This window comes from Serratia sp. NCCP-200 (assembly GCF_059697885.1).
In genome coordinates this window covers 384,971-411,670 of sequence record NZ_BAAKUJ010000002.1, presented here as the reverse complement: position 1 = coordinate 411,670, position 26,700 = coordinate 384,971, and the positions used below count along the sequence as shown (strand labels likewise).

General features: G+C 53.1%; 28 protein-coding genes and 1 riboswitch. Of the genes, 20 read left to right on the top strand and 8 right to left on the bottom strand.

Going from position 1 to position 26,700, the window contains the following annotated elements; translation table 11 throughout:
• Position 1 precedes the first annotated feature (1 nt).
• The 6 genes from mrdB (at position 2) to lipA (ending at position 5,731) form a co-directional block, all read left to right on the top strand.
• A complete protein-coding gene (gene mrdB / locus AC6HVW_RS07190; RefSeq protein WP_021805334.1) occupies positions 2-1,114 on the top strand; it encodes a peptidoglycan glycosyltransferase MrdB in 1,113 nt (370 codons plus the stop codon).
• 10 nt (positions 1,115-1,124) lie between these two features.
• Entirely contained in the window at positions 1,125-2,204 is a 1,080-nt protein-coding gene (rlpA, locus tag AC6HVW_RS07185) for an endolytic peptidoglycan transglycosylase RlpA (protein ID WP_497569315.1), read from the top strand.
• A 184-nt stretch (positions 2,205-2,388) separates the two neighbouring features.
• Complete coding sequence (dacA, locus tag AC6HVW_RS07180) at positions 2,389-3,600, top strand: D-alanyl-D-alanine carboxypeptidase DacA (protein WP_021180009.1); 1,212 nt, start codon at positions 2,389-2,391, stop codon at positions 3,598-3,600.
• Between the two features lie 102 nt (positions 3,601-3,702).
• Complete coding sequence (gene ybeD / locus AC6HVW_RS07175; protein WP_021180010.1) at positions 3,703-3,969, top strand: DUF493 family protein YbeD; 267 nt, start codon at positions 3,703-3,705, stop codon at positions 3,967-3,969.
• Between the two features lie 135 nt (positions 3,970-4,104).
• A complete protein-coding gene (gene lipB, locus AC6HVW_RS07170; protein WP_037375143.1) occupies positions 4,105-4,773 on the top strand; it encodes a lipoyl(octanoyl) transferase LipB in 669 nt (222 codons plus the stop codon).
• Positions 4,766-5,731: a lipoyl synthase gene (lipA, locus tag AC6HVW_RS07165; RefSeq protein WP_021805338.1), complete on the top strand. Its 966-nt coding sequence runs from the start codon at positions 4,766-4,768 to the stop codon at positions 5,729-5,731. The genes lipB and lipA overlap by 8 nt, the downstream gene beginning before the upstream one ends.
• Before the next feature lie 96 nt (positions 5,732-5,827).
• Here the strand turns inward: lipA and tatA are convergent, their stop codons facing one another.
• Positions 5,828-6,034 (bottom strand): Sec-independent protein translocase subunit TatA, encoded by a 207-nt coding sequence (gene tatA, locus AC6HVW_RS07160; protein WP_021180013.1) that lies wholly within the window; start codon positions 6,032-6,034, stop codon positions 5,828-5,830.
• A 218-nt stretch (positions 6,035-6,252) separates the two neighbouring features.
• Here tatA and adrA point away from each other — a divergent pair, with 218 nt between their 5' ends.
• On the top strand, positions 6,253-7,317 hold the full coding sequence (adrA, locus tag AC6HVW_RS07155) for a diguanylate cyclase AdrA (protein WP_071682286.1): 1,065 nt from the start codon (positions 6,253-6,255) through the stop codon (positions 7,315-7,317).
• A 187-nt stretch (positions 7,318-7,504) separates the two neighbouring features.
• Positions 7,505-7,568, top strand: a riboswitch (Fluoride riboswitch).
• A 72-nt stretch (positions 7,569-7,640) separates the two neighbouring features.
• Positions 7,641-8,024 (top strand): fluoride efflux transporter CrcB, encoded by a 384-nt coding sequence (gene crcB, locus AC6HVW_RS07150; protein ID WP_071682287.1) that lies wholly within the window; start codon positions 7,641-7,643, stop codon positions 8,022-8,024.
• A 248-nt stretch (positions 8,025-8,272) separates the two neighbouring features.
• On the opposite strand, the gene cspE is transcribed toward crcB, so the two are convergent.
• Positions 8,273-8,482: a transcription antiterminator/RNA stability regulator CspE gene (cspE, locus tag AC6HVW_RS07145; protein WP_002210315.1), complete on the bottom strand. Its 210-nt coding sequence runs from the start codon at positions 8,480-8,482 to the stop codon at positions 8,273-8,275.
• A 346-nt stretch (positions 8,483-8,828) separates the two neighbouring features.
• Between cspE and AC6HVW_RS07140 the strand changes: the two genes are divergently transcribed.
• Together AC6HVW_RS07140 and AC6HVW_RS07135 are read left to right on the top strand one after the other, a co-directional pair.
• Positions 8,829-9,311 carry a cold-shock protein gene (locus AC6HVW_RS07140; RefSeq protein WP_071682288.1) on the top strand — a complete coding sequence of 161 codons (483 nt, stop codon included), beginning with the start codon at positions 8,829-8,831 and terminating at the stop codon, positions 9,309-9,311.
• A gap of 73 nt (positions 9,312-9,384) precedes the next feature.
• A complete protein-coding gene (locus tag AC6HVW_RS07135) occupies positions 9,385-9,546 on the top strand; it encodes a YnfU family zinc-binding protein (RefSeq protein ID WP_021180016.1) in 162 nt (53 codons plus the stop codon).
• A 4-nt stretch (positions 9,547-9,550) separates the two neighbouring features.
• Here the strand turns inward: AC6HVW_RS07135 and AC6HVW_RS07130 are convergent, their stop codons facing one another.
• Positions 9,551-10,990: a GGDEF domain-containing protein gene (locus tag AC6HVW_RS07130; RefSeq protein WP_071682289.1), complete on the bottom strand. Its 1,440-nt coding sequence runs from the start codon at positions 10,988-10,990 to the stop codon at positions 9,551-9,553.
• Positions 10,991-12,097: 1,107 nt separating this feature from the next.
• Between AC6HVW_RS07130 and AC6HVW_RS07125 the strand changes: the two genes are divergently transcribed.
• The 10 genes from AC6HVW_RS07125 to dcuC all read left to right on the top strand — a co-directional run bounded on the left by AC6HVW_RS07125 (position 12,098) and on the right by dcuC (position 21,299).
• On the top strand, positions 12,098-12,766 hold the full coding sequence (locus tag AC6HVW_RS07125; RefSeq protein WP_059200128.1) for a DUF3313 domain-containing protein: 669 nt from the start codon (positions 12,098-12,100) through the stop codon (positions 12,764-12,766).
• 233 nt (positions 12,767-12,999) lie between these two features.
• A complete protein-coding gene (locus AC6HVW_RS07120) occupies positions 13,000-13,701 on the top strand; it encodes a Crp/Fnr family transcriptional regulator (RefSeq protein WP_059200127.1) in 702 nt (233 codons plus the stop codon).
• A gap of 44 nt (positions 13,702-13,745) precedes the next feature.
• Positions 13,746-14,498: a nucleoside phosphorylase gene (locus AC6HVW_RS07115; protein WP_021805343.1), complete on the top strand. Its 753-nt coding sequence runs from the start codon at positions 13,746-13,748 to the stop codon at positions 14,496-14,498.
• Entirely contained in the window at positions 14,498-15,241 is a 744-nt protein-coding gene (pnuC, locus tag AC6HVW_RS07110; protein WP_021805344.1) for a nicotinamide riboside transporter PnuC, read from the top strand. The genes AC6HVW_RS07115 and pnuC overlap by 1 nt, the downstream gene beginning before the upstream one ends.
• Before the next feature lie 72 nt (positions 15,242-15,313).
• Positions 15,314-15,520 carry a hypothetical protein gene (locus tag AC6HVW_RS07105; protein ID WP_021180021.1) on the top strand — a complete coding sequence of 69 codons (207 nt, stop codon included), beginning with the start codon at positions 15,314-15,316 and terminating at the stop codon, positions 15,518-15,520.
• A gap of 445 nt (positions 15,521-15,965) precedes the next feature.
• Complete coding sequence (locus AC6HVW_RS07100) at positions 15,966-17,012, top strand: porin (RefSeq protein ID WP_071682290.1); 1,047 nt, start codon at positions 15,966-15,968, stop codon at positions 17,010-17,012.
• A gap of 22 nt (positions 17,013-17,034) precedes the next feature.
• A complete protein-coding gene (locus AC6HVW_RS07095; protein ID WP_021805346.1) occupies positions 17,035-17,940 on the top strand; it encodes an alpha/beta hydrolase family protein in 906 nt (301 codons plus the stop codon).
• A gap of 160 nt (positions 17,941-18,100) precedes the next feature.
• Positions 18,101-18,958, top strand: a complete 858-nt coding sequence (locus AC6HVW_RS07090; protein ID WP_021805347.1) for a MurR/RpiR family transcriptional regulator — start codon at positions 18,101-18,103, stop codon at positions 18,956-18,958.
• 133 nt (positions 18,959-19,091) lie between these two features.
• The gene (locus AC6HVW_RS07085) at positions 19,092-19,919 is read left to right on the top strand and encodes an alpha/beta fold hydrolase (RefSeq protein WP_071682291.1); all 828 of its coding nucleotides are present in this window, start codon (positions 19,092-19,094) and stop codon (positions 19,917-19,919) included.
• Positions 19,920-19,928: 9 nt separating this feature from the next.
• Positions 19,929-21,299, top strand: a complete 1,371-nt coding sequence (dcuC, locus tag AC6HVW_RS07080) for a C4-dicarboxylate transporter DcuC (RefSeq protein WP_021805349.1) — start codon at positions 19,929-19,931, stop codon at positions 21,297-21,299.
• A gap of 637 nt (positions 21,300-21,936) precedes the next feature.
• On the opposite strand, the gene mhpE is transcribed toward dcuC, so the two are convergent.
• Genes mhpE through mhpB form a run of 5 tightly spaced genes read right to left on the bottom strand, consistent with a single transcriptional unit; the run spans position 21,937 to position 26,538 of the window.
• Positions 21,937-22,947, bottom strand: coding sequence for a 4-hydroxy-2-oxovalerate aldolase (gene mhpE, locus AC6HVW_RS07075; protein WP_071682292.1), 1,011 nt, complete (start codon positions 22,945-22,947; stop codon positions 21,937-21,939).
• Positions 22,944-23,894: an acetaldehyde dehydrogenase gene (gene mhpF, locus AC6HVW_RS07070; protein WP_071682360.1), complete on the bottom strand. Its 951-nt coding sequence runs from the start codon at positions 23,892-23,894 to the stop codon at positions 22,944-22,946. Before mhpF ends, mhpE begins: the two co-directional genes overlap by 4 nt.
• Positions 23,894-24,688 carry a 2-keto-4-pentenoate hydratase gene (mhpD, locus tag AC6HVW_RS07065; RefSeq protein ID WP_059200119.1) on the bottom strand — a complete coding sequence of 265 codons (795 nt, stop codon included), beginning with the start codon at positions 24,686-24,688 and terminating at the stop codon, positions 23,894-23,896. The genes mhpF and mhpD overlap by 1 nt, the downstream gene beginning before the upstream one ends.
• Before the next feature lie 14 nt (positions 24,689-24,702).
• Positions 24,703-25,572, bottom strand: a complete 870-nt coding sequence (locus AC6HVW_RS07060; protein WP_071682293.1) for an alpha/beta fold hydrolase — start codon at positions 25,570-25,572, stop codon at positions 24,703-24,705.
• Between the two features lie 21 nt (positions 25,573-25,593).
• Positions 25,594-26,538: a 3-carboxyethylcatechol 2,3-dioxygenase gene (gene mhpB / locus AC6HVW_RS07055; RefSeq protein ID WP_071682294.1), complete on the bottom strand. Its 945-nt coding sequence runs from the start codon at positions 26,536-26,538 to the stop codon at positions 25,594-25,596.
• Between the last annotated feature and the right edge of the window lie 162 nt (positions 26,539-26,700).

Sequence of the window (26,700 nt, the reverse complement as noted above, 5' to 3'; positions counted from 1 at the left end):
CATGACTGAAAGCCAACAAAAGGGCTCTATCTGGACCAAAATCCATATTGACCCGACATTCCTGCTGTTTATTCTGGCCTTGCTGATCTACAGCGCCGTGGTGATGTGGAGTGCCAGCGGCCAGGATATGGGCATGATGGAGCGCAAAATCGGCCAGATCCTGATGGGGCTGATCGTGATGGGCGTGATGGCGCAAATCCCGCCGCGGGTTTATGAAAGCTGGGCACCCTACCTGTATATTTTCTGCGTGATATTGCTGATCCTGGTGGATGCCTTTGGCCAAATCAGTAAAGGGGCGCAGCGCTGGCTGGATCTGGGCTTTGTGCGCTTCCAGCCTTCGGAAATCGCCAAGATCGCCGTGCCGCTGATGGTGGCACGCTTTATGAACCGTGACGTGTGCCCGCCTTCGCTGAAGAATACCGGCATCGCGCTAGTGCTGATCTTCCTGCCCACTTTGCTGGTTGCCGCACAGCCCGATCTGGGCACCTCGATCCTGATCGCCGCCTCTGGCCTGTTTGTGCTGTTCCTGTCGGGAATGAGCTGGAAGCTGATCGCTGTGGCTGCCGTAGCGCTGGCCGCCTTTATCCCGGTGTTGTGGTTCTTCCTGATGCACGGCTATCAGCGTGACCGCGTGATGATGCTGCTCGATCCGGAAAGCGATCCGTTAGGGGCTGGTTACCATATTATTCAGTCGAAAATCGCCATCGGCTCTGGCGGTCTATCGGGTAAAGGCTGGCTGCACGGCACTCAGTCTCAGCTGGAATTCCTGCCGGAACGCCATACCGACTTTATCTTCGCGGTGTTGGCGGAAGAACTTGGCCTGATCGGCGTACTGGTGCTGCTGGTGCTGTATCTGCTGGTGATTATCCGCGGGTTGATGATCGCCGCCCGGGCACAGACCACCTTTGGCCGCGTAATGGTAGGTGGGCTGATGCTGATCCTGTTTGTCTATGTGTTTGTTAACATTGGTATGGTCAGTGGCATTTTACCGGTAGTTGGCGTACCTTTGCCTTTGGTCAGTTACGGGGGGTCGGCGCTGATCGTTCTCATGGCTGGGTTCGGCATCGTGATGTCGATCCACACGCATCGGAAAATGTTGTCTAAAAATCTATAAGAGGTGTGCAATGCGTAAGGAATGGCTTTGGGTCGGCGCGGTTGCTGCTGCGGTATTACTTTCCGCCTGTACCACGACGGAAGAAATACAGGCTCCGGTGCAACAAGCCTACAACGGGCCGGTGACCGAAATCGGCGGCGTGGAGCCTCACTATGAACCCTATAACCCTGGCACCCTGCAGGATTATAAGGTTAATGGCGACACTTATCGCATCGTGCAAGATCCGCAGAATTTCTCGCAAACCGGCCTGGCGGCCTGGTACGGCGAAGAGGCCAACGGCAACACTACCGCCATTGGTGAGCAGTTCGATCCCAATGCGCTGACCGCTGCTCATCCCACCTTGCCTATCCCGAGCTATGTACGCGTCACCAACCTGGCCAATGGCCGTCAACTGGTGGTACGCGTGAACGATCGCGGCCCTTATACTTCTGGCCGGATTATCGATCTGTCCAAAGCTGCCGCCGATCGCCTCAACCTGTCCAGCAACACCAAGGTGCAGGTCGACTTTATCAAGGTTGCTCCAGACGGCACGTTGAGCGGCCCTGGTACCGTGGGTACCGTCGTCGCCAAACAGAGTTACGCCCTGCCTCCACGCCCGGATCTCAGTTCCGGCAGCGGTATGGATGCACCGATGCAGCAATCAGCACCGATTGCCGCCCCTGCCGCTCAAACGATTGACAACGGCAGCATGAACTACAACGACAGCAGCACTACCCCTGCCGCCTCCACTGGTCGTAGCGGTGGTTTCCTTGGTGCGCCGCAGCCGTTAGCCCCTGGCGTATTGGAAGGGACAGAACCCCAACCGGTCATCAGCGCGCCAACTGCAGCCCCGGTTGTGGCCACCGCAGCCGCAGCCAGTACCAGCGGTAGCTATGTCGTACAAGTAGGTGCCCTGAGTAATGCCGAGCGTGCGCAAAGCTGGCAACAACAGCTGAGCCAGCAGTTTGGCGTTCCTGGTAAGGTCGCCGCCAACGGCGCCGTCTACCGCGTGCAGCTTGGCCCGTTCAGCAATCGTCAACAGGCCGCACAGCTGCAACAGCGTCTGGCCAGTGAGGCACAACAACAGTCCTTTATCACTGCCGCACCCTAGTCGTGAAACTCGGCAGGCCGATACCGCCGACAGCAGGTCGTTGACTTATCTGAAACATTTTCTTTCAGGTAAATCTGTGTAAACCCCCTACTGTCGGCCGAATGGCTAATGCCTGCCGGAGCCCCGTCTGCTATAGTGTGACTCGTTTTTTAACTTAACTTTTACGGATGTTGTAGTCCCGATCATGAAACAGGTAACCTCTTTTCGCTTAATCAAAAGCCTCACGCTTGGCACTGCCATCGCGCTCAGCGCAGCGTCAGTTGCCCACGCAGACGACGTTAATATTAAAACCATGATCCCAGGTGTGCCGCAGATTGATGCCGAGGCCTACATCCTGATTGATTACAATTCCGGCAAAGTGTTGGCGGAATCGAACGCCGACGCACGCCGCGACCCTGCCAGCCTGACCAAAATGATGACCAGCTACGTCATCGGCCAAGCGCTGAAATCCGGCAAGATTGGCCAGGACGATCTGGTCACCGTGGGTCAGGACGCCTGGGCTACCGGCAACCCGGTGTTCAAAGGTTCTTCACTGATGTTCCTCAAGCCGGGGGACCGCGTGCCGGTTTCCAAGCTGACTCGTGGTATCAACCTGCAATCCGGTAACGATGCCTGTGTCGCCATGGCGGACTATGTCGCGGGTAGCCAGGACGCGTTCGTTAACCTGATGAATACCTACGTCAAACAGCTCGGCCTGCAAAACACCCACTTCCAAACCGTGCACGGCCTGGATGCGGAAGGTCAGTTCAGCTCGGCGCGTGATATGGCGTTGATCGGCCAGGCGCTGATCCGCGATGTGCCAGACGAATACGCTATCTATAAAGAAAAAGAGTTCACCTTCAACAATATCCGTCAGCTGAACCGTAACGGTCTGCTGTGGGATACCAGCCTGAACGTCGATGGGATTAAAACCGGCCACACTAATTCGGCGGGTTATAACCTGGTAGCTTCAGCGACGGAAGGCCAGATGCGTCTGATCTCCGCCGTGCTGGGTGGCCGTACCTATAAAGGCCGCGAAACCGAGAGCAAAAAACTGCTGACCTGGGGCTTCCGCTTCTTTGAAACCGTCGCGCCACTGAAAGCAGGTAAAGAGTTCGCTTCTGAACCCGTTTGGTTCGGCGATGCCGATCGCGTCGAACTGGGCGTAGACAAAGATGCCTACCTGACCATCCCACGCGGCCGGATGAAAGATTTGAAAGCCAGCTACGTGCTGAACACTCCGGAAATTCATGCTCCGCTGGCCAAAAACCAGGTGGTTGGCACCATCAATTTCCAGCTGGATGGCAAAACCATCGATCAGCGTCCGCTGGTGGTACTGAACGAAGTGAAAGAAGGTGGCTTCTTTGGCCGCATCGTGGATTATATCCGCCTGATGTTCCATCACTGGTTCGGTTAACCCTTGAATCGGCTGAGTTCGGCCCCATATAACAATTAACACTAACTCCCGCCCCGGCGGGAGTTATAATTTAGAGATCCGCCACAGCTGGAGCGCACCTACATGCAAAAGACTAAACTGAACGAACTGCTCGAATTCCCTTGTACCTTTACCTACAAGGTAATGGGTCTGGCACACCCCGAGTTGGTAGACCAGGTGGTTGAAGTGGTGCAACGCCATGCTCCAGGGGATTACAACCCGCAGGTCAAACCGAGCAGCAAAGGCAACTACCACTCCGTTTCCATCACCATCACCGCCACCCATATCGATCAGGTGGAAACGTTATATGAAGAGTTGGGCAATATTGAAATTGTCCGTATGGTGCTGTAATTACAGCATAACTCCCTGCCAGCCAACCTGGTTCAGCGCCACCGCTGTCCGGGTTGCTCTGGTTCGCCAGGGATAAATGCTGGTCGCGGGCCAGAGCGCCCGGTATAATGTTTTTACCACTTCTGTAACCTGACGATGCCCCGCTTGCAACACAATAAGATCATTCTCCGTCAGCTAGGGTTGCAGCCCTATGAGCCTGTATCCCAAGCAATGCACAGCTTCACCAATCACCGCGACGAATCCACGCTCGATGAATTGTGGCTGGTGCAGCATCAAGCCGTGTTCACCCAAGGGCAGGCCGGTAAGGCAGAACATCTGCTGATGCCAGGCGATATCCCGGTGATCCAGAGCGATCGCGGCGGCCAGGTCACCTATCATGGCCCCGGCCAGCAGGTGATGTACGTGATGGTGGATCTGAAGCGCAACAAGGTGGGTGTTCGCCAACTCGTCACGGCCTTGGAAGAGACCGTTATCAATACCCTCGCCCATTTCAAGATCGAATCACGCGCGCGCCCGGATGCGCCCGGCGTGTACGTGGGTGAACAAAAGATTTGTTCATTAGGCTTGCGGATCCGCAAAGGTAGCTCATTTCATGGCCTGGCCCTGAATGTCGCTATGGATCTCACCCCTTTCCAACGCATCAACCCCTGCGGTTATGCCGGAATGCAGATGACACAAGTCAGCGCGCTGGCACCAGGTGTCGGGATCGCCGATGTGCATCCCATTCTGGTACAGGAATTTGTACATTTACTCGGCTACCAGACGGTCGAGCTTCGTAACTGGAACCTGCACGATTATGAGTAAACCGATTCAGATGGAACGCGGCGTCAAATACCGCGATGCAGACAAAATGGCGTTGATCCCGGTAAAAACGGTCATCACCGAGCGCCAGGAATTGTTACGCAAACCCGAGTGGATGAAGATCAAACTCCCTGCCGATTCTACGCGCATTCAAGGCATCAAGGCCGCGATGCGCAAAAATGGCCTGCATTCGGTCTGCGAAGAGGCATCATGCCCCAACCTGTCTGAGTGCTTTAACCACGGTACCGCCACCTTCATGATCCTGGGGGCCATCTGTACCCGTCGTTGCCCATTCTGCGACGTGGCCCATGGCCGCCCGGTGGCTCCCGATGCCAACGAGCCGGAAAAGCTGGGGCAAACCATCGCCGACATGGCACTGCGCTATGTGGTGATCACCTCGGTTGACCGTGACGATTTACGTGACGGTGGCGCGCAGCACTTTGCCGACTGCATTACCGCCATCAGAGCCAAAAGCCCGAACATCAAGATCGAAACCCTGGTGCCAGACTTCCGTGGCCGTATGGATCGTGCGCTGGAAATCCTTACCGCCACGCCACCAGACGTGTTTAACCACAACCTGGAAAACGTGCCGCGTGTTTATCGCCAGGTACGTCCCGGGGCTAATTACGAGTGGTCATTGAAGTTGCTGGAGCGCTTTAAGGAAGCGCACCCCTCGATCCCGACCAAATCCGGCCTGATGGTGGGTTTGGGTGAAACCAACGCGGAAATCGTGGAAGTGATGCGCGATCTGCGCCGTCATGGCGTAACCATGCTGACGCTGGGGCAGTATCTGCAACCAAGCCGTCACCATCTGCCAGTGCAGCGCTATGTCAGCCCGGCGGAGTTTGACGAAATGAAAGAAGAAGCGATGGCAATGGGATTTACCCATGCTGCTTGCGGCCCGTTTGTGCGCTCGTCCTATCATGCGGACTTGCAGGCCAAAGGGCTGGAAGTGAAGTAACCGCGGTAATCTTTTGTTACGCTTCACCTGCGATTAACACCAAAAAACGGATGTCCTTGCGGGCATCCGTTTTTTATGGCTCAACAGCAGGGGCGCTTAAACGTCTTTCTTTTCGACGCTCTGCTGCGCGGTAGGCGTTTCAGCCGTATTCTGTGCGGGAGGGGTGTCATCGCCCACCGCTTTTTTAAAGCCTTTCAGCGCCGCCCCCAAATCCGCGCCCAGAGTACGCAGTTTGCTGGTGCCGAACAGCAAGACGATCAACACCGCAATTACCAGCAGCTTGGTAATACTGATACCTTCCATTTTCACCTTCTTTATTCATTTATGGCTGCAGGACGCAGCGCGGGAACAAACTATGTCTATAGGTATTTAGCGACTTTCTTTCGGCTATAACAACAACCAGTTGTAACAAGGTGAGATCTACCCGAGATGTTCTATGCTTAGATTATAGGGCATATTCTTAGCTATTCGCTTTTTCCGGCTCCTGGCTGGCTGCATAATTCATCACAGGGAAACATGGGATGCCTACAGCTCCATCGGCTTTTAACACCCGGCGTGCAGGTCTCAACTTCGCCAGGCGCCTCTACCTGCCACGTATTGTCGGCCTGGGGATTGGTTTCTGGTGCGTACTTACGGCGCTCTATCCAGAGCACCAGCCGGTTGGCGTGTGGATCTTGCTGGCAGTGAATGGCTTTATCTGGCCACATATCGCTTATCAGTGGTCTATCCGCAGCGAAGCCCCCTACACTACCGAGATCCGCAATCTGCTCATCGATGCGCTGCTAGGTGGGATGTGGGTCGCCATCATGGGTTTCAATGCGCTCCCCGCCGTGGTGATCCTGTCGATGATGGGGATGAACAATATCGCCTCCGGTGGGCCGTCTCTGTATTTCAAAGGGCTGATGGCGCAAATTATCGGGGCGGTGGTTACCAGTGCGATACTGGGCTTCCCCTTTACGCCACAATCCACACCGCTGCAGGTTTATCTGTGTCTGCCGATGATCTTCATCTACCCAGTCTTCCTGGGTTATGTGACCTACCAAACCGCCAAGCGGCTGGCAGAAAAGCAACAGGAGTTATTGCGCATCAGCACGCGTGATGGCTTGACCGGCGTGTTTAACCGCCGCCATTGGGAACATCTGCTGCACAATGAGTTTGATAGCTGCCGGCGCTATAATCATCCGGCTACGCTGATCCTGATGGATATTGACCATTTCAAAGCCATCAACGACACCTTCGGCCATGGGCTGGGGGATGAGGCGCTGATCGTTCTGGCGGAAGAATTGGTGCTAGGGCTGCGGGCGATGGATATCGTGGGGCGCTACGGCGGTGATGAGTTTGGCGCGGTGTTGCCAAATACCAGTGCCGAACAGGCCAGCCAGGCGCTCCACCGCATTCAGGAGCGCCTAAACGAGGTTGTCTTCCGTGAAGCGCCTGGGTTGAAGCTGAATATCAGCGCCGGGGTCGCCGATTACCAGCCCGAGATGCTTGACTACCAGGAATGGTTGAAGGCCGCCGATATCGCATTGTATCGGGCAAAAAATAATGGCCGCAACCGGCAGGAGCTCGCCGTACATCAATGCTAATTCACTAGTTTATTAAGTTAATGGCTTAATGATTTGATAAATTGGTTGGATAAATGGCGTCGAGAAATAGCGTAACAGGTGTGCGGTGTTAACTGCGGTTATTGAAGTGAGTAATTCCTGTCTGGCTGAAGCTACTACAAAACCACAGCGACAAGGTGTAAAATCTGCCCCGCGCGATTGTTTCGCGCCAACAAACGGAGATGACATTCCTCCATAACCGCCTTTCACAGGCTGATGATGTCTACGTAACCTCTCAGAGAGGTGCGTAGGCGCTTGCCTGAACCTTTCTGAGCATCTTCCATCTTTAGATAGGGTTTATCACCATGTGGAGTTCTTTACTGGCTGTATTTATTGGCGGTGGTTTGGGTAGCGTATTGCGCTGGGCAGTGAGCCTTAAGCTCAACCCTCTACATCCGCACATTCCATTAGGCACTTTGACCGTAAACCTGGTGGGGGGGTTTATCATCGGGCTAGCCCTGGCGCTGTTTATCCGTATGACACACATTGACCCAGTTTGGAAGCTGCTGATCACAACCGGCTTTTGCGGCGGGTTGACTACCTTCTCTACCTTCTCGCTCGAAGTGGTTTATCTGTTGCAGGACGGGCGCCTTGTCTGGGCCATCACCAATATGCTACTCAACCTGGCGGGTTCGCTGGCGATGACGCTGTTGGCTTTTATGCTGGTCAAAGCATTTTACGGCCAATAAAATCCCGGGGCTTAATGTTTTCTTAATCTGCCATCGGGATAATCCTCGCTCAGTAACCTGTGCTGAGTGAGGAATTGAATGTTTAACCTGCCAAAAACCACTACTGAATGGATTGTCACCCTGACGTGCGTGCTGATCGCCCTGGCCTTCATCAAGGTTTACCTGTTCCCTTAACCGCTCCCGGCCTGAAAAAAAAGCATAAAAAACCCGCTCATAGAGCGGGTTTTAACAATTTTGGCTACTGTAGCTTAGATAGCGATAACGTTAGCAGCAGATGGCCCTTTGGCACCGTTCGTGATCTCAAATTCTACACGCTGGCCTTCAGCAAGAGTTTTGAAACCATTGCTAGCGATGGCAGAGAAGTGAACGAAAACGTCCTTGCTACCATCTTCTGGAGTAATGAAACCGAAACCTTTAGATTCATTAAACCACTTAACGCTACCTTTAATCTTAGACATCAAACTTACCTTTAACGTGAATGTAAGACACAAAATGTGTGTCCAGTACAGTACAGCAATTAGACAGGATTTTGTCCACAACACAGATCACATAAAATCGATAAAAAGTGAAAAAGTTGGTTATTTACCCTGTAAATTGATGTCCACGGTTACCAGGGACGGCCAAGGCAGCCCAATCCGCCAAAAAACCGTTGAGCGACCGATTAAACACCTATGTGGCCCATTATTGCCCCTCAATCCGCAGTTTTTAGGTTTTCGTCTTGCTGATGAAACACCGCCCCCCTGTCACTACACGGCATTACGCGTTATCATTAGCGCTGTTACGAACGACCTGATGAGAATGACCATGAACGGCAAGATAACGACTTTTTTTGAAGACAAAGGCTTCGGTTTTATCACCGACGAGAACGGGGAAAATCGTTATTTTCACGTGATTAAAGTGCAAAACCCAGAGCTGATTAAGAAAAATGCGCTGGTAACCTTTGAGCCAACCAACAATACCAAAGGGCCATCGGCCTATGCGGTAAAGGTACAGGCACCAAGCAAGTACATCACCATCGCCAATGAGAGAATCAAAATCTCCAGCATCAAGTCCTTCGATACCTTCACCAAAGAAGTGCCGGTCAAGGTGGAGGTCGATAAAGAGAACACCGTGTTGTCCGTTGGGTTGCTGATGAACCGTATCCGTCCGCAAGTCGCCGTTGCGCCACAAACCGCCACGGAAACGCTGCGTATGCTGTCAATCACCACCTTCCAGAACGCGACTCACGTCTTCTCTGAGCATGAAATCGATATCGATGAAACCGTGCAGGCGTTGAAGACCCTATAGCCCCTGAAAACATTCAAAGCTATTTAATGGCACCTGTGTTAGCGTGGGTTTTCACCTGACACAGGTACGCGATATGTCTGAATCCACCAGCGTTAAAGGTTACAATAACCGCACCACTCAAATTGCCTGCCCAAAGTGTGCTTATGTTACCGAACAGCAATGTTCAAAACTGCGTAAACTCAGCACCTTGATTTGCCCTAACTGCGGCACGCAATTCGCACCAAAACAGGGCTGAAACGCTATTTGAATATGACATGGTTGAGGCTGTTGCCGCTGACCATGTTAAACGATTCGACGCAGTTACGGCCTTGAGACTTGGCACGATAAAGCGCAATGTCCGCCATATTCATCAGCTGTTCCAGTGATTTATCCTCATTCATTGCCAAACTCGCCACGCCCACGCTAATCGTGATCCGCAATGGTGCCTTGCCGTTGGGGTTCAGCTCGGCGCTTTCTATCCGCTGGCGCAAATGTTCCCCCAAGGCCACGGCCTGCGTCCCCAGCGCCCGCGGCAGCATAATGGCAAACTCTTCGCCCCCCAGACGGCCAAATAACTGGTCGTGGCGCAGTTCACGCCGCAAAATATGAGCGAATGCCGCCAGGACGTGGTCACCGATGGCATGACCATGGGTATCATTGATCAATTTAAAGTGATCGATATCGATTAACAGCAACGACACCGCCTCTTTCGTACGCTGCTTCTGTTCCAGCATTTCCTTGCCTTTGCGCGTTAAAGCACTACGCGCCAGAGTCCCGGTAAGGAAGTCGTGATTCGCACTGTGTTCCAGCCGGCGCAGCAGTTTACGGCTAACGGCAATCGAGCTGGACAAAATCAGCGGCCCCATCACCAGCATGGCGATGCCCAAACGGGCTGACATCAGGCTGTCCATCACCGCCCCTCGCGCTCCCGGCGTTTCATACAGCATCAGATTGGCAGAAATGCTGACAATCTCCGTCACGCCGGTAAGAAACGTCAGCAAGGTGACGGTAAATAAATGATAACGCACGGCGCACCATAACAGTGCAGGGATGGGGAAGGCTATGGCGCCCGGTCCACCGATATACACGCTAAGCGCCAATGAAAGCAACAACGCCAGCAAAGGCAGGCTGGAGCGCAATTGCCAACCAAATTGCAGGCTCAGCAATTGTTTTAAGCGTGGGGCGGCAAGCACGACCGGCAGGATTAACAGGTTGGTCGAGAACTGTTCGCTAAACCAGGACATCCAGGCAATGATCAGCGTATTGTTGTATTGACTGTCAGTGCGTAACACCGACAGCGTTGCCGACAGCGCGGCCCCAAGCAGACAGGCAGTAAACATATACAAAATCGCCTGGGGCTTGCCCATACGCCGTTGAGACTTGGGCAGCATCGACATCACGGCATAGCCGGTGGCAATCAGCGCCATATTGCAGGCATTTAGCCAAAGTGCCAATGGCCAGTTTTCGCCGGTGCTGAGATCGGCGGCGATCATGCCAAGATAGGTACCTATCCACCCCAACATCGTCGCATAGCCAGGCTTACGCAGCATCAAGCCAAGCAAAATAGCATTCACCGGCCAAAACAGGGAGAGCGACCCTAACGGACGGGTGAAAATGCCAAACAAGGAAAGCAGGTAGGCCAATAAAAATACATTGACCAACAAAACCGTCGCTGGCAAACGCTGTCTTTCTACGCTCATGAAATAACCTGCGAGGCAATAATAACAACACTGACTATAAGCATGGTTTCTTTCCCCAAAAAAGTCGCAACGAACCACAACGCCCATTAAAATGGTCAATTAAATCAATCAAAAACCTTATCTTGTCTTATTAGTTTAATTCGCCGCTGACAATGTAAAAGCCTGTTCGCGGGACTCATCCCTTTAACGAACATGGTTGTTAACAGCATAGTCTAAATTGTTAACGCTATTGAAATAACAAACTATGAGAAATTATAAGGGCATAAGGTTAAGACTCTTCTTACTTATGGGTTATTTTCCTGCAACGCCAGCAGAAGCGCAATGAGAAAAGCCCGTAAAGAGCTGCGGGCTGGCTAGAGGTCGACAACTAAATTGACAGTTAAGGCGCAGGCCCACAGGCCAGCGCGGGGAGTGAAGGTAAAGCAGCAAGCTTAAGCAGACCCTAGGCGTAAAAAAGCCCGGCTAGGAACCGGGCATAAAGTTACGAAATGCAGTGTTAACCCAAACGGGCTAAAAACCGGCTTATCTTAACCCTCAATTGTGCAGAAAAAGTGGATCACGCTGAGGTATCCCCCTTCTTTAACCGGCAAGTCACCACGCTTTCTAACGGCTGCCAGATGGGCTAATGCATTGAGCACTATGGACGCGCAAAAAAAATCCCGCACAAGGCGGGATAAAATCAAAGGGATGGTAATACACTACAGGACTAACACAACATCATCGGGCTGGAATAACCTTACCAGCGCGAGTGTATAGAAATGTCATGCTTGGGTAAGGATGATGTGCCAGATGTAACGCCTGATAGAAGGCACTGACAAACAAGTAGTTTTACTCTGACAGGACATTAATTGTAACCAATGGCAACATGGCTTTTTATGGTGTGTGCAGCATACCGATTGCCGCTTACCGGGTGAATTGCAGGCCTTGCATTACAAACCCTTTGGCGACGCCATTGCACCGGGGTTTATTAATGAGCTATCCCTGCTGTAATAAAAACCAATCTGTAACAACGCTATTTTTCTGTAAGAGCTCTCCCATGTCTTATTTTGCAGGTTAGTGCTATATTTTTTAGGCACAACCCCCCCCCTACTTCATGATGAGAAGTATATGAAAAAAAATCGTTTTGGCGTTGCCGCGGCCGCTTTGGCTGCGGGTATGTTGCTGGCGGGATGTACCTCCAAGGTTGCAGAAACTACGCAGTATTCCGGGTTCCTGCAGGACTATAGCAAGCTGCAAAAAACGGAAACCGCCAGCGGGCATCAGGTATTGCGCTGGGTAGCTCCCGGTTTTAAAGAGTCTGACTATCGTGGCATCTATATTACCCCGTTGGTCTTCTACCCACCGGCAAAACCCACTGCTCGGGTGAGTCAGCAAACGCTGGATCAGATCAGAGAATACGCCAGCACCTCACTAAGAAATGCCGTTGCACAACGCACAACATTGTTGCCTACCCCATCAGGCTCACGCGTACTGGTCGCTAAAGTCGCCATTACTGCGGTAACGGCTGAAAACGAAGGGGTGCAATTCTATGAAGTTGTTCCTATTGGAGCCGTCATTGCCACCACCATGGCCGCCAGCGGACACAGAACGCAAGACACCGCGTTATTCATGGAAATCAAACTGATCGATCAAGATACCGGTAAAACGGTTCTGGCCGTAGTCCGTAAAGGCTTAGGTAAAACGGTCAGTAATGAAAATGCCCCAATCACCTTGGCCGACGTGAAGAAAGCCATTGATGATATGGTGACGGATGTTGTGAACTTTCCGAAACTATAATTAGTGCTGCAAAAGATGGGGAAATAGTTTTCCCCATCTTTTCCCCTGCTCCCTCTTTCCCCATTTAATATGTGAGCACCATCACATCCCCCCGTTGTCGATAAACAAGCTGGGACAAATGTCCCGAGCAATATTCTAATATCAGAGCCAGCTTCCAGTTTTACGCCCTTTTTGACATTGCCGTCGGACCGGCGTCCTGTCCTTACCTGCCGAGGAACTTTATAGTTAATGCTATGCAGAACGACAAAAAAAACAGTGAATGGTTGAGCGTTGTCGAGTTAGTTACCGGTGATGCCATACTTTACGACCTGCTGAAATATTGCCCGTTGGCTATTTTACGCCGTTGGCAGTTGCAGCAAGTCAGGCCAGGTACGCTGATATGTCAACAACATGAAATTTGTCATGAATTTCACCTGATAGCGCAGGGTAATGTGGACGTATTTATTCACGCCGACGATGGGCGTAAATATTTACAGGCACGCTACCACGCCGGAGACATGCTGGGTGAGCTCGAGATCTTTGAGCAAAGGCCGTATATCTGCTCGGTAGAAGCGACCAGTGAAGTGACGTTACTGACGCTTTCACGCAGCGATTTTTGCCACTGGCTGACGGTCGACAATTACTTCAACCAGAAAATCATTCAGTCGTTCAGCAGCCAGTACTATCAGTTGTCGAAAAAAGCGGGCGAAGACAGTCTCTATTCATTGCACCAGCGCGTCTGCCATGCGCTGTGGCAAAGCTACCAACACCAGGGAGCCCAAAATGAAGGAGAAATTACCATTAATAAACAACAGCTCAGCGAACAGTTTGCCGTTGCCCCACGCAGTATCAACCGCATCCTGTTTGAACTGCGCGAGCAGCAAATTATTACGGTCAACGGTGAACGGATTGCGGTAATCGATCCAGTCCGGTTACACCAACAGGCCGAGTTTTAATTTTTGGCCTTAGTGCCAACCAGTATAAAACGCAGGTAAGTTCCATGACTCAACTACAACCGCATATCCGGCTTAGCCGGCAGATGACACACGCCCATTACGCGCTGTTACCGGGCGATCCACAACGCGTCGAACACGTTGCCCGCTTTCTGGATCAGGTGGAGGATTTTGGCCAAAATCGCGAATACCGGGCGCTGCGCGGTTGGTTTCGTGGTGTGGAAGTCCTGGTGATTTCCACCGGCATGGGTGGCCCTTCTACCGCCATCGCCGCCGAAGAACTACATCAGATCGGCGTAGACTGCCTGGTGCGTATTGGCAGCTGCGGCGCGATGCAAAGTTCAATGAAGCTGGGCGATCTGGTGATTGCCAGCGCGGCAGTGCGCGATGAAGGCACCGGCAATGCCTATATCCCCGCAGCCTACCCGGCCAGTGCCGACTGCGGCCTGGTTTATCTGCTGCGCCAACAGGCACAAAAACTGGGATACAGTACGCACTGTGGCTATGTGCGTAGCCATGACAGTTTCTACACCGACCGCGAACAGGAGATCACCGATTTTTGGTCGGCCAAAGGTATTCTCGCCGCCGATATGGAAACCGCCCCGCTGATGGTCGTTGGCGCACTGCGTAATATGCGCATTGCCTCTATCCTGAACGTGGTGGTGGAACACCAGGGCTGCCTGGAACAGAGCATCAACGACTATCAACAGCAGGAGCATTCCTGCCAACGTGGCGAGGAACGCGAAATCGTGCTCGCGCTCGAAACGCTGTATCAGGATCATCTTGAGAGGACGCAATAATGGATTTTTTCAGCATCAATAACGTCATGGTCAACATTCCTCTGGGCGAAGGTGGCTATGCGCTGTCATGGATCGAAGCCATAGGTACGGTTTTTGGCCTGCTGTGCATCTGGTTTGCCAGCAAAGAGAAGATTATCAACTATCTGTTTGGTTTGATTAACGTCACGCTGTTTGCCGCTATCTTCTTCCAGATCCAGCTGTACGCCAGCTTGCTGCTACAGGTGTTTTTCTTCGCCGCCAACCTGTACGGCTGGTATGCCTGGAGCCGTCAAAACGAAAATAACGAAGCCGCGCTGAAAATCCGCTGGTTGCCACGGCAAAAGGCTCTCACGCTGCTGGTGGTTTGCGTGGTGGCTATCGCCTTGATGTCGCTGTTTATCGATCCGGTATTCGCCGTGCTGACGCGCATTGCCATCGGCATTATGCAGGGAATGGGGCTTTCGGTGGTGATGCCTGAACTGCAACCAGACGCCTTCCCACTGTGGGATTCCACCATGCTGGTGCTGTCGATCGCCGCCATGGTACTGATGACGCGCAAATACGTCGAGAACTGGCTGCTATGGGTGCTGATTGACGTGATCAGCGTAGTGATTTACGCCATCCAGGGGGTTTATGCCATGTCGTTGGAGTATATTTTACTGACGGTGATTGCGCTGATGGGGTCGTTTGCCTGGATCAACAGTGCGCGCCAACATGGCTCAAAGCCGTTGCAACAAGAGACAGCACTCAAGGCAATGCCTTGAAAATGGCGGATATCCCCCCCATGTAACCTGTGTTGTCTGCCATTTCGGTAGGTCTAGCGAAAGGAAATGAACATGTTAGAGAATTATTTTGGCTCTGGGATCGCTCCAACGGAAGAGCAAAAACGCAGATTACTGGCGGTGCAGGCAGCACTGGAACTGTTGAAAGCAACGCTGTCTGACACCAACGACGGCAACGGTGTCGAATACCAGTTGAAAACGGCAGAAAAGCACGTCAGCTCTCTGGCAGATGCCATCCAGGCAGCCGTAGAGAAGAAGTAACGTCCTTGCCTTGCCGAAACCCCTGCACAATCCACGTTGTGCGGGGGTTTTTATTGTCTGCTCTCCTCAAAAAAACTGCTTACCTCCCCCCGATGTCTTTATCCGTAATATATATTTGTGCCAGCACTCACATATTTAACCAGGGAATTTTTGATTCCCATTCACAACATATCCCCTCTTCCTATAGTGTAAAAATCAATCACCAAGAGGGCGATAACTAAAAAATCAAACCTGGACTTTCTTATCAGCATTAAATCATGTGCGGCGTAGGTTGCTCATTGGCTCGCTATTTTCTGTTTATTATTAAATAAATTACCTCAAGCACAAGTCGTTAGAGAGATTAATGCATCCAGCTCAACTCATTATTTTTTAGTGAGTCGCTTTAGTTCGCCTCATATTAATAAAAAAACAAGAAAAATGACTTACCTTACACAGGATCATAATAATGAAAACAATACCTCTGGCATTACTCCTTCCTGCCCTGCTAGCCACCAGCGCCGCCGAGGCGGTGACGGTCTATAACAGTAAAGGAACACAACTCGATATTTATGGCCGTATCGAGGCACAAACCGGCAATGAATGGACAGATGAACACACCAATGCCACCAACCTGACCGGCCGTCTTGGCTTTGAAGCCAAACAAAAGCTCGATGAGCAATTCGGCCTGTTTGGCAAGTTGGAATGGCAGGTTAATACTCAGAAGAACGATACCGAAGTCGCCGAAGATAACTGGGATATTCGTTATGGCTATATCGGGATTGACGGTAAGGATCTGGGGAAACTGATGGTTGGCCGTACGCGCAACCCGATGTACCAGTGGATGGGCATCACCGATCGTTACATGAACTACACGGCTAACGTTTACTCCAACTGGGTCGGCACGCGTATCGACTCCTCCTATCAATGGAACCGTCAGGACGGCACATTACAATATGAATACACCTATGGCGGGCTGGACGTTCGCACCGCCTACGTGATGGGTAACGGTGCAAGCGACAGCACCGTTGACGATGGTTATATGGCCAGCCTCGGCTACGCTTTTGAATTCCCGGTGATGGGTACGCCACTAAAAATCAAACCGGTGATTGCCTGGCAGAAAATGACCAAAGACCCCAAAAATACCAGCCTAAGCGGCAACTACACCGATTACTCCCAAAAAGGGATTGGCATACGCCTCAGCTACGACAAGGCTTATCTTGGTATCAACGTTGGTCGACAAACCTACGAGCAAACCGGCAAGCCAGACAAAGATTATGATGCCTTCGACTCGCTGGCCGAATACTGGTTTACCAGCAAAGTCGCGCTACGTGGTGGTTACTCGCAGTTGATCGAGTCTGAAAATGATTACGCCCACCGCAAACAGTGGATCTCTGAACTGGAATATCGCCTGAAAAAAGATGTACATCTTTCTGCCACCTACATTTATGACGATCGGCAAAGCTACGATTCGGCAGAAAACCTGTGGGTACTTGGGTTACGTTACGAATTTTAATCACTGCGCAAGGATGGAAAACATGAACAATTTTCTCAGTTTATTCGCCGTGTTAGCGTTGAGCGCCAGCGTCAGCCACGCAGCCGCGCTGCCAAAAGAGAGCGGTAGTTTCGATTTTACCGTGCCACAAACCGGCAAGAAGATGGAGGTCTTCAGCTACCAGCCTCCTGGTGCCAATGCCAACACCCCAGTAGTGTTTGTCCTGACCGGGCTGAACCGTAATGCCGATGAGTACCGCGACTCTTGGGTAGAAAATGCCAAGAAAAACAAACTTATCGTCATCGCCCCGCTGTTCTCCGAAGCCGATTATCCCGGTAACGACGGCTATAACCTGGGGAATATCGAGAATACCAAAACCCACCAGGTCAACCCTAAAGGGGAATGGGCTTTCACGGTCATTGACGATCTGTTTGCCGATATGCAAAAACAGGGGATCACCAAACAACAAGACTATTATTTATTTGGTAACAGCGCTGGCTGCCAGTTTGTTCACCGAATGCTGACCTTTGTCCCTGAGGCGAATGTCAAAGCCGCCATTTGTGCGGCAGCCGGATGGTGGACCATGCCAGATGTGGAAAACCCCTGGCCCTATGGCCTGGACAATGCCCCGGTGAAAGTGACGCAAAAACAGTTGGCCGACTACTTTGCCAAACCCGTGCTGATCACCGTCGGTGAAAAAGATAACGATCCGTATCACCCTTTGCTGCGCCGCTCTTATGAAGCCATGGCACAGGGGGATAGCCGGTTAACCCGTGCACAAAGCTATTTCCTGACGGCGCAGCAGAAAGCCAAACGCTATAAGGTCGACTTCAACTGGCGCTTTACGACCTTGCCCGACGTTGGGCATAGCGGCTCGAAGATGTCTGCCTATGGCGCAGAGCAATTTGCCTGGTTTGAACAGCATGGCGAGTTCAAGGTACAACCGTAACTTGAGGAGAACGCGCTACTGCCAAAGCAAGCGGTAGCGCGGGTCAGAAGGGAATGAGAGATGACACACACTTCTGACAAGGGAATTTTTGATTCCCCTTTTTTCTCCCTTGGGTTTTGTTATTAATGAAGGAAGAAATGACGTAGAGGGGAAAACTGACATGAACAGAGCGGAATTCACTCAACGTATTGCCAGCATTGATAATCTGACAGAAACGGATCGGCGTATCATCGACTATTTTGACAAACACTTTGAGTCCATCCCCTACAGCAAAGTGATCGATGTTTGCCATGAGATCAACATCGCCAAGTCAACCTTGGGGCGATTTATGATGAAGCTCGGCTTCACCGGCTTTCGTGACTTCAAAGAGTCCACCATCGAGCCAGAGCAGCGCAGAAACATCTCCCCCATAGAACGCTTCGACAACAGCAAAAACAGAAAAAACGGCATCGAATTCATAGAAAAACACTGCGGCGAGATCACCGATAATATCAACAATACGTTGAAAAACATCAATCGCCAGCATTTGGAGAAAACCATCGCGCTGATTTGCGATCCGGAAAAAAGGCTGTATGTGATTGGCAGCGCAACGGCACATGCCTTGGCCGAGTATTTTTATCTGCTTGGCCGCTATATCAAAAAAGACATTGTGCTACTGGATGCCAATATTGCCAATTTACCGCATAAGCTAATCGACTCGAGAAAAGGTGATGTGCTACTGGCGATTTCTTATTATCGTTTTTCCAGCGTGACGACAAGGCTGATAAAATGGTTTTATCAACATCGTGGCGATACCATCGTTATCACCGATAATGCCGTCAATCCGTTCAGCCACTTCGCCACGGCGATGTTGCTGATGGAGAGCCAGCATAGCGGGCTGTTCAGCAGCCGCAGCGCGGGCTTCGTATTAATCGAGGCGCTGGTCAATTATATGGGCGAAGTGAAAAGCAACGAATTAAACGAGAACTTCAACGTCATGGAGTCGTTATTCGAGGCATTTAACGTTTTCAATAAATAATACCAACACCAGGCAGTATTAATATTCACCAACCATCTTTATAGCCCTGTTGCTTCAGGGCTAAGCATTGGCTTACCAGAATGCCATGTAGCAATCCATCTGTGGCGTTTATTTAATGAAAAGAGGCTTTATCATGAGCAGTGAAAACAGCGCAATCCCTGTTTGCCCTGAGCAGCAAATTCTACGTACCTCACAGGGGAATTTATCTTTCCGCGCCTGCGGTGAGGGCGAAACCCTGATCTTTTTACACGGTATTCTGGGCAGTTCGAAAGCCTGGCCATTCCAGTTTGCCGCCTTTTCTCCCCACTACCGCGTCATGGCCTGGGATGCGCCCGGTTATGCCGACTCTGCGCTGGTGCCGGCCGATATCGACGCTTTTGTGCAGATGCTGCATGAGTGGGTGCAACACTGCGGGGCAGAGAAAGTCTCCCTCGTCGGGCATTCAATGGGCGGCACCGTTGCCAGCCGCTACGCCGCACGCTATCCAGAGCGGGTAAAAAACCTGGTGTTGTCCTGCACCCATCCCGGCTATGGCGCGCCAAAGTCGGCCCCAAGTTCGGAAAAGCTGGAAAAACGGCTGCAAGAGCTCGCCGAAATCGGCCGCGAAGCCTACGGTAGAAACCGCGCCCGAGATCTGCTTCCCTTCCCAGATGTGCCCACAGCGGTGCTGGACTATGCGGCAGACATTGCGGCAGGCACCAATCTGGAAGGCCTGAGGCGTGCCACTCGCATGTTGCAACTCGCCGACAACCGCCCGCTACTGCCCCAGCTCAAGATGCCAACGCTGATCCTCACCGGTGAAAAAGACGCCGTGGTGCAACCACAGCTCAAAGCCGATCTGCTGGCGCTGGTGCCTTATACCCAACATATCGAGATGCCCGGTATGGGCCATGCGCCTTATTTCCAGGCTCCGGATTATTACAACACGCTATTGCATGAGTTTTTTGCCAAACACTCATAAGGGGAAATGATGACTGGATTTATCATCGGGATGATCGTTACCGTATTGGCGGCCTGGTTTATTATCAAAAACTACCAGCCGCAAACCGTGTTACTGCTGGCGGGGCTGAGCCTGCTGCTGATCACGGCGGTGTTCTTTCCCGAGCAATCGATATTGTACGGCAAGGCCAAATCCATCGGCTGGGTTGGCGGGGATATTTTCGCGTTCGTGAAAGAGTCTTTGACCACCCAGGTGGCGGGCATCGGTTTGATCATTATGGCGGCGGGCGGTTTTGCCGACTATATGGATCACATCAAAGCGTCGAACTCGATGGTAAATCTGTGCATCAAACCCTTGCAGATGATCAAGGCTCCTTACCTGATCCTGGCGATCGGCTACATCTTATCCCAGTTGCTGCACGTGGCGATTTCCAGCGCGGCCGGTCTGGCGATGCTGCTGTTGGTCACCTTCTTCCCGGTGTTGGTGCGGCTTGGAGTCAGTAAAGCCGCCGCCGCCTCGATGATCGGCATGTCGGCGTTTATGGATCTCGGCCCGGCGGTGGGCACCGCCAACCTGGCAGCTAAACATGCCGGTATGGAAACCGCCGTCTACTTTGCTCACTACCAACTGCCGGTCGCCACCGGCGTGATGCTGGCGGTAGCGGTACTGATCTTCTTCACCGCACGCTACTTTGACGCCAAAGACGGGCATATCGTCACCCAACAGCAGGTGGAACAGCCAACCAGCGAAGACACAGCCAAGGTACCGGCATTCTACGCTTTCCTGCCGGTGTTCCCGGTGATACTGGTGATCGTCTTCAGCCCACTGGTGATCAGCAGCATCAAGATTGACGTGGTGACAGCGATGATCATCGGCACTCTGTTGGCATTTTTCTGCGAGTTGCTGGTACGGAGAGATTTCAAAACCGCCTGCAAAGGCATCCAGGTGTTCTTCAAAGGCATGGGCACCATGTTTACCAGCATCGTTTCCCTGCTGGTGTGTGCCGACGTTTTCGCCCAGGGCTTACAGATCATCGGGGCCGTTGACTTCATTATTCACACCGTTCAGGCCGCGGGCTTCGGTTTTGGCAATATGACGATCGTGATGGCCCTGCTGGTCTGCGTGACCGCGGCGCTGACCGGCTCCGGCGTGGCGGCGTTCTTCTCCTTCTCTGGGCTGGCTCCAGGCATTGCCGCCAAGTTTGGCGAAAGCGCCGTCAGCATGATCCTGCCAATGCAACTGATGGCCGGTATGGGAAGATCGATTTCCCCGGTGGCCGGGGTGATCATTGCCGTCAGCAAGGCCGGTGAATGCTCGCCGTTTATGATTGTCCGCCGTACGCTGATCCCCGCTGTAGGCGGGATGATCACCATGCTGGTGCTAAACGGCATCCTGAATTAACACCCTGTTAAAACTCGGGGCAGGGAAATCTCTGCCCTATCATCAAATCCTCGCCAACTGCCCATTTCCTGACCATAAACCTGGTCTTTTCTGAAATGTTTCACCGCCTCTATATCGCCTGGTTTTCCCTCTGTACACTGCCTGAAATTACCCCTCACCCCAACCCTCTCCCACAGGGAGAGGGAGCTGTCCGGAGTCTGCGGTTAGCCCGCACAGCTTCGGAAAGTTGAGAGCAAGAACAAGAAAGGGGAGCTGTCTGGAGTCTGCGGTTAGCCCGCGCAGCTTCGGTAAGTTGGGTGTAAGAACAAGAAAGGCAAGGTATTACGCAAGGCAATCAACGAACTCGATCGGTCCCCTCGCCCTTTGGGAGAGGGTTAGGGTTAGGGTGAGGGGAACCAAAAACACCAAACCAAAACGTCGAATTTATTAACAAGGAGTGTTGATATCATGTTCTCAAAGATCATGTTTATTCTGTTTTCCGCCACCGTGGTATTGGTGCTGATTAACTGGGAACGCCTGTGGGACTATATCCGCCCAATGGTGTAATTCAGCATAACCCTGCCCCTGCAAAAAGGGGCAGGTAATTCACTGAGCTCTAACGATGGCACAGTCCCATTGCTGGTTTACCTCGCTCTGATTAGCGGGAACGCAGATCTAGCGCCACGTCGACGATCATATCTTCCTGGCCGCCCACCATGCGGCGTTTACCCAGCTCGACCAGAATATCCACCGCGTTGATACCGTATTTCGCCGCGGCCACCTCACAGTGGCGCAGAAAACTGGAGTAAACCCCGGCGTAGCCCAGCGCCAACGTTTCACGATCGACACGAACGGGCCGATCCTGCAATGGGCGCACCAGATCGTCAGCCGCATCCATCAAGGCATACAGATCCGTGCCATGGTGCCAGCCAAGTTTATCCGCCGCCGCAATAAACACCTCAAGCGGCGCGTTACCGGCTCCTGCCCCCATCCCTGCCAAGCTGGCATCCACGCGATCGCACCCTTCTTCCACCGCCACCATCGAGTTGGCGACCCCAAGGCTGAGGTTATGGTGCGCATGGATACCGGTATGCGTTTCTGGTTGCAACACCGCTTTCAAGGCTCGGAAACGGGCACGGATATCGTTCATATTCATCGTGCCGCCAGAATCCACCACGTAGATGCAGGTTGCCCCGTAGCTTTCCATCAGCTTGGCCTGGCTGGCCAGATTTTCCGGCGTCGTCATATGGCTCATCATCAGGAAACCCACGGTATCCATGCCCAGCTCACGGGCATAGGCGATATGCTGTTTGGAGACATCAGCTTCGGTACAGTGAGTGGCGACACGCACTACCCGCGCCCCGGCGTTATAGGCATCCTTCAAATCGTGAATGGTGCCAATGCCCGGCAGCAGCAAGGTGGCGATTTTAGCGTGGGTGGTGACGTCTGCCGCCGCCGCAATCCACTCCAGATCGGTATGTGCGCCAAAGCCGTAGTTGAAGCTGGAGCCCCGCAGACCATCACCATGCGCCACTTCTATCGAATCCACCTTCGCCGCATCCAGTGCCTTGGCAATGTCCTGCACATTTTGCAGCGTATATTGGTGACGGATCGCGTGCATCCCGTCACGCAGGGTCACATCCGAGATAGTGATTTTTTTCTCGTTCATAGCCGTTCTCCAGCAACGTGCGCCATGGCCTGAGCCATACGCTCGGCGGTCGCCAGCGCAGCGGAAGTCATGATATCAAGGTTGCCTGCATAGGCAGGTAAGTAGTGCGCCGCGCCTTCAACCTCCAGAAACACCGAGGTTTTCAGGCCAGAAAAACGGCCAATCCCCGGTAAGTTAAGCGGTGCATCGGCAGGGATGACATCGAACTGTACTTTCTGCTTCAGCCGATAGCCGGGCACATAGGCCTGCACGGCCGCCGCCATTTCATTGATTGAAGCTTCAACCTTGTCTTGATCGACGGCTTCACTCAACACATAGACGGTATCGCGCATCATTAAGGACGGTTCCGCCGGGTTCAACACGATAATCGCTTTGCCCCTCTCTGCCCCGCCAACTACCTCGATCGCCTTGCTGGTGGTTTCAGTAAACTCATCGATATTGGCGCGGGTGCCCGGCCCGGCAGACTTACTGGCAATGGAGGCGATAATTTCGGCGTAATGAACTCTGGCCACCCTAGCTACCGCTGCCACCATCGGAATGGTCGCCTGCCCGCCGCAGGTCACCATATTGACGTTGACCTGGCTCAGATTTTCCTCCAGGTTCACTACCGGCACGCAATAAGGGCCAATCGCCGCAGGTGTCAGATCGATCAGCCGGATCCCCGGTTTGGCCGCCCGCAGGATGGCATCATTTTTAACATGAGCACTCGCGCTGGTGGCATCAAAGACAAAATCAATGTCGGCGAACTCAGGCATCAGGATCAGCCCGTTAACGCCGGTATGACAGGTTGCAACCCCCATCCGGCGAGCACGAGCCAGGCCGTCCGATTCAGGATCGATCCCCACCATCGCCCCCATCTCCAGATGCTTGGCGTTACGCAGGATTTTAATCATCAAATCGGTACCGATATTACCGGAACCGATGATCGCCACTTTTCTCTTGCTCATCATTGGCTGTCCTCATAGAAGTGGGCAGAAACCGTGCCGACGCCTTCAATTGTTGCCGTAAAACTGTCACCTGCTTGCACCGGCACCATCGGGCCCAGTGCTCCAGTCAGCACAACATCACCCGCTCGTAACGGCGTGCCGAGGCTGGCCATTTTGCGTGCCAACCAGACGGCAGCATTAATCGGATGCCCAAGACATTCACTACCACGCCCGCTAGACACCACCTCGTTATTGCGCGTCATGCTCATGCCGCAATGTTGCAGATCCACCTCATCGATGCGACGCACCGGGCCACCCAGCACATACACGCCACAGGAAGCGTTATCCGCCACGGTATCGACAAACGCGATCGACCAGTCCTTGATGCGGCTGCCCACCACTTCCAGCGCTGGCAATACCCACTCCACTGCGCTACATAACTCATCGAACGTGGTATCGGCATGCGGTAAATCACGATCCAGCACCAACGCAATCTCCGCTTCGATACGCGGCTGCATCACCCGCGAAAATGGAATGTCCTGGTTGGTGCCGTAGCACATGTCGGCAAACAGGGTGCCGAAGTCCGGCTGGTCAACTCCCAGCTGTTGCTGAACCTTGGGATGGGTGAGCCCTACTTTGCGCCCCACCACTCGGCGGCCAGCAGCCTGCCAATGCTGTACGTTCAACTGCTGGATGGCATAGGCCGCCTCGCCGTTGTCGAGGCCGAGGCGATCGCGCAAGGGCTCAATCACCTTGCCGCTGAACTCGGACTGCCGTAGCGCCGCAGCCAATTGCTCCAAATTGTCATCACTCATCATTTGTTCCCTGATTAATGCTTGAGGAAATCCACGACCATGCGGTTAAAGCTGTCGGCATGTTCCCATTGCGCCCAATGGCCGCAGTTGCTGAACACATGCAGTTGTGACCCGGCAATGCCTGCCAGCAGGCGCAGCCCGGTATCCATCGGCACAAAACGATCGTTACGCCCCCAGACGATCAGCGTCTGGGCTTTGATTTCACCCAGGCGCGGGCTGAAATCCGGGAACTGGTTCGGATTGACCGACAAGCTCTTGACGAAGTTCTCCAGGTGGTCACGGTGCGCCAGAATATTGTCGAGGCGGGTTTTGAACAGCGCTTCAGTCAGATCGCTGGGATCGTAAACAAAAATGTTCATCATTTTGCGCAGGTTCTCGATGTTTGGCTCACGGTAGAGCCCCTGCAGCAGCTTGATCCCTTCCGTTGGCATCGGCACAAACGGGCTAGCACCACCGGTACCGCCCCCCATCAACACCAGTTTGCCAACGCGCTCAGGCCAGGTCAGGGTAAACGCCACGGCGCTGTGGCCGCCCATCGAGTTCCCCAGCAGATGCACCTGCTCCAGATCCAGCGCGTCCACCAGCCCTTTCAAAATGCGGGCATTGAGGTCCGAACGGGAACCGGTACTGACGATCGAATCGCTCTTGCTCCAGCCAGGGAAATCCAGCAGGATCACGCGATAACCCGCCGTCACCAGCGGTTGAATATTACGGCTGAAGTTCGCCCAGCCGCTGGCTCCGGGGCCGGAACCGTGCAGCATTACCACGGTTTGCGCGCCGCTGCCGCAGTCGTTGTAATGGATACGCAGGCTGGCTTCACCCTCTTGGATCTGCACGAAGCGGCTGGTATTTTCTTCAGTAAGGTCAAAAGATTGCGATGTCATGATGGTGTTCCTTTATCGTTATTATTTCCGCGGAGCGGCGCTAATTGAGCCGAACCCGGTGATCCACTCGGGAAGCTCGCGGTAATAGCGCCCCTCGGTCTGATAAGGACCAAACGCCGATAGTGCAGCAAAGGCGGCCATCCAGGCTTTAACCTCATGGGTTGAGCGGCCAGCGATCGCCGACAGTTCGTCATTACCCAGCCCATCCAGTTCCGCCAACTGTCCGCCGGAAAGAATGTCCATAAACTGGTTGTCCCAGACCGGGTTGAGAGGATGTAAGGTGCTCTGATCCTGCACAAAAGCACGGGCAGCAGAGATAACGCGGTGCTGGCGTAATTGGCGTTCGTCTGCCGGTAATTGGCGGCCACTGCCCAACAGGCGATCACGCATATGAGCATCGGCCCCGGCCAACTGAGGTACCGGCGGCTGGTGCGAAAGCCCGCCGGAGCCCAGGATCAACACTCGTTTATCCAGGCCACGGGCAAAACGCCCGATAGCTTCACCCAGCAGGCGCGTTCGCTTGAAACCAGGCAAGGGTGGCGCGACCCCATTGATAAATACCGGCAGCACCGGGCAGTTCGCCAGGCCACCGAGCAAATACTCCAGCGGCTGGGCAAAACCATGATCCACCTGCATGCAGTAGGAAACCGCAACGTCGACCCCCGCATCCAACACCGATTGAGCGCAGGCCTCGGCCAGCTTCGCAGGCACCGGCAGCTCGCCAGCGGCACTGTTGAAATCACCAATCGCCGTAGCAGCCATACCAATGCAGAACGGCGGCATGATGTCGTAGAAAAAGCCGTTGTAATGATCTGGCGCGAACAGGATCACCAGTTCAGGATCAAATGCCTGGATCCGCTGCCGTGCGTCGGCAATAGTTTTTTCCACTTCGGCCAGCACCGCTGGGGCCGGATCAACGTAGCCCACTAACGGGGAATGAGAGAGACAATGAAGATAAGCGTTCATATCAAGCCACCTTGTTTTTAATCATTAGCGTGTTTAGCGCGGAACGGCTATTCCAGACGGTCCGGGTTCCGGGCATAAAAGCCCCCCCTCACCTGCTCGCGACACCAGATCAACTCCCTCTGCTGCGTAAGAGAGTGGAGTGAGGAGGGGAAACCGGTTAGC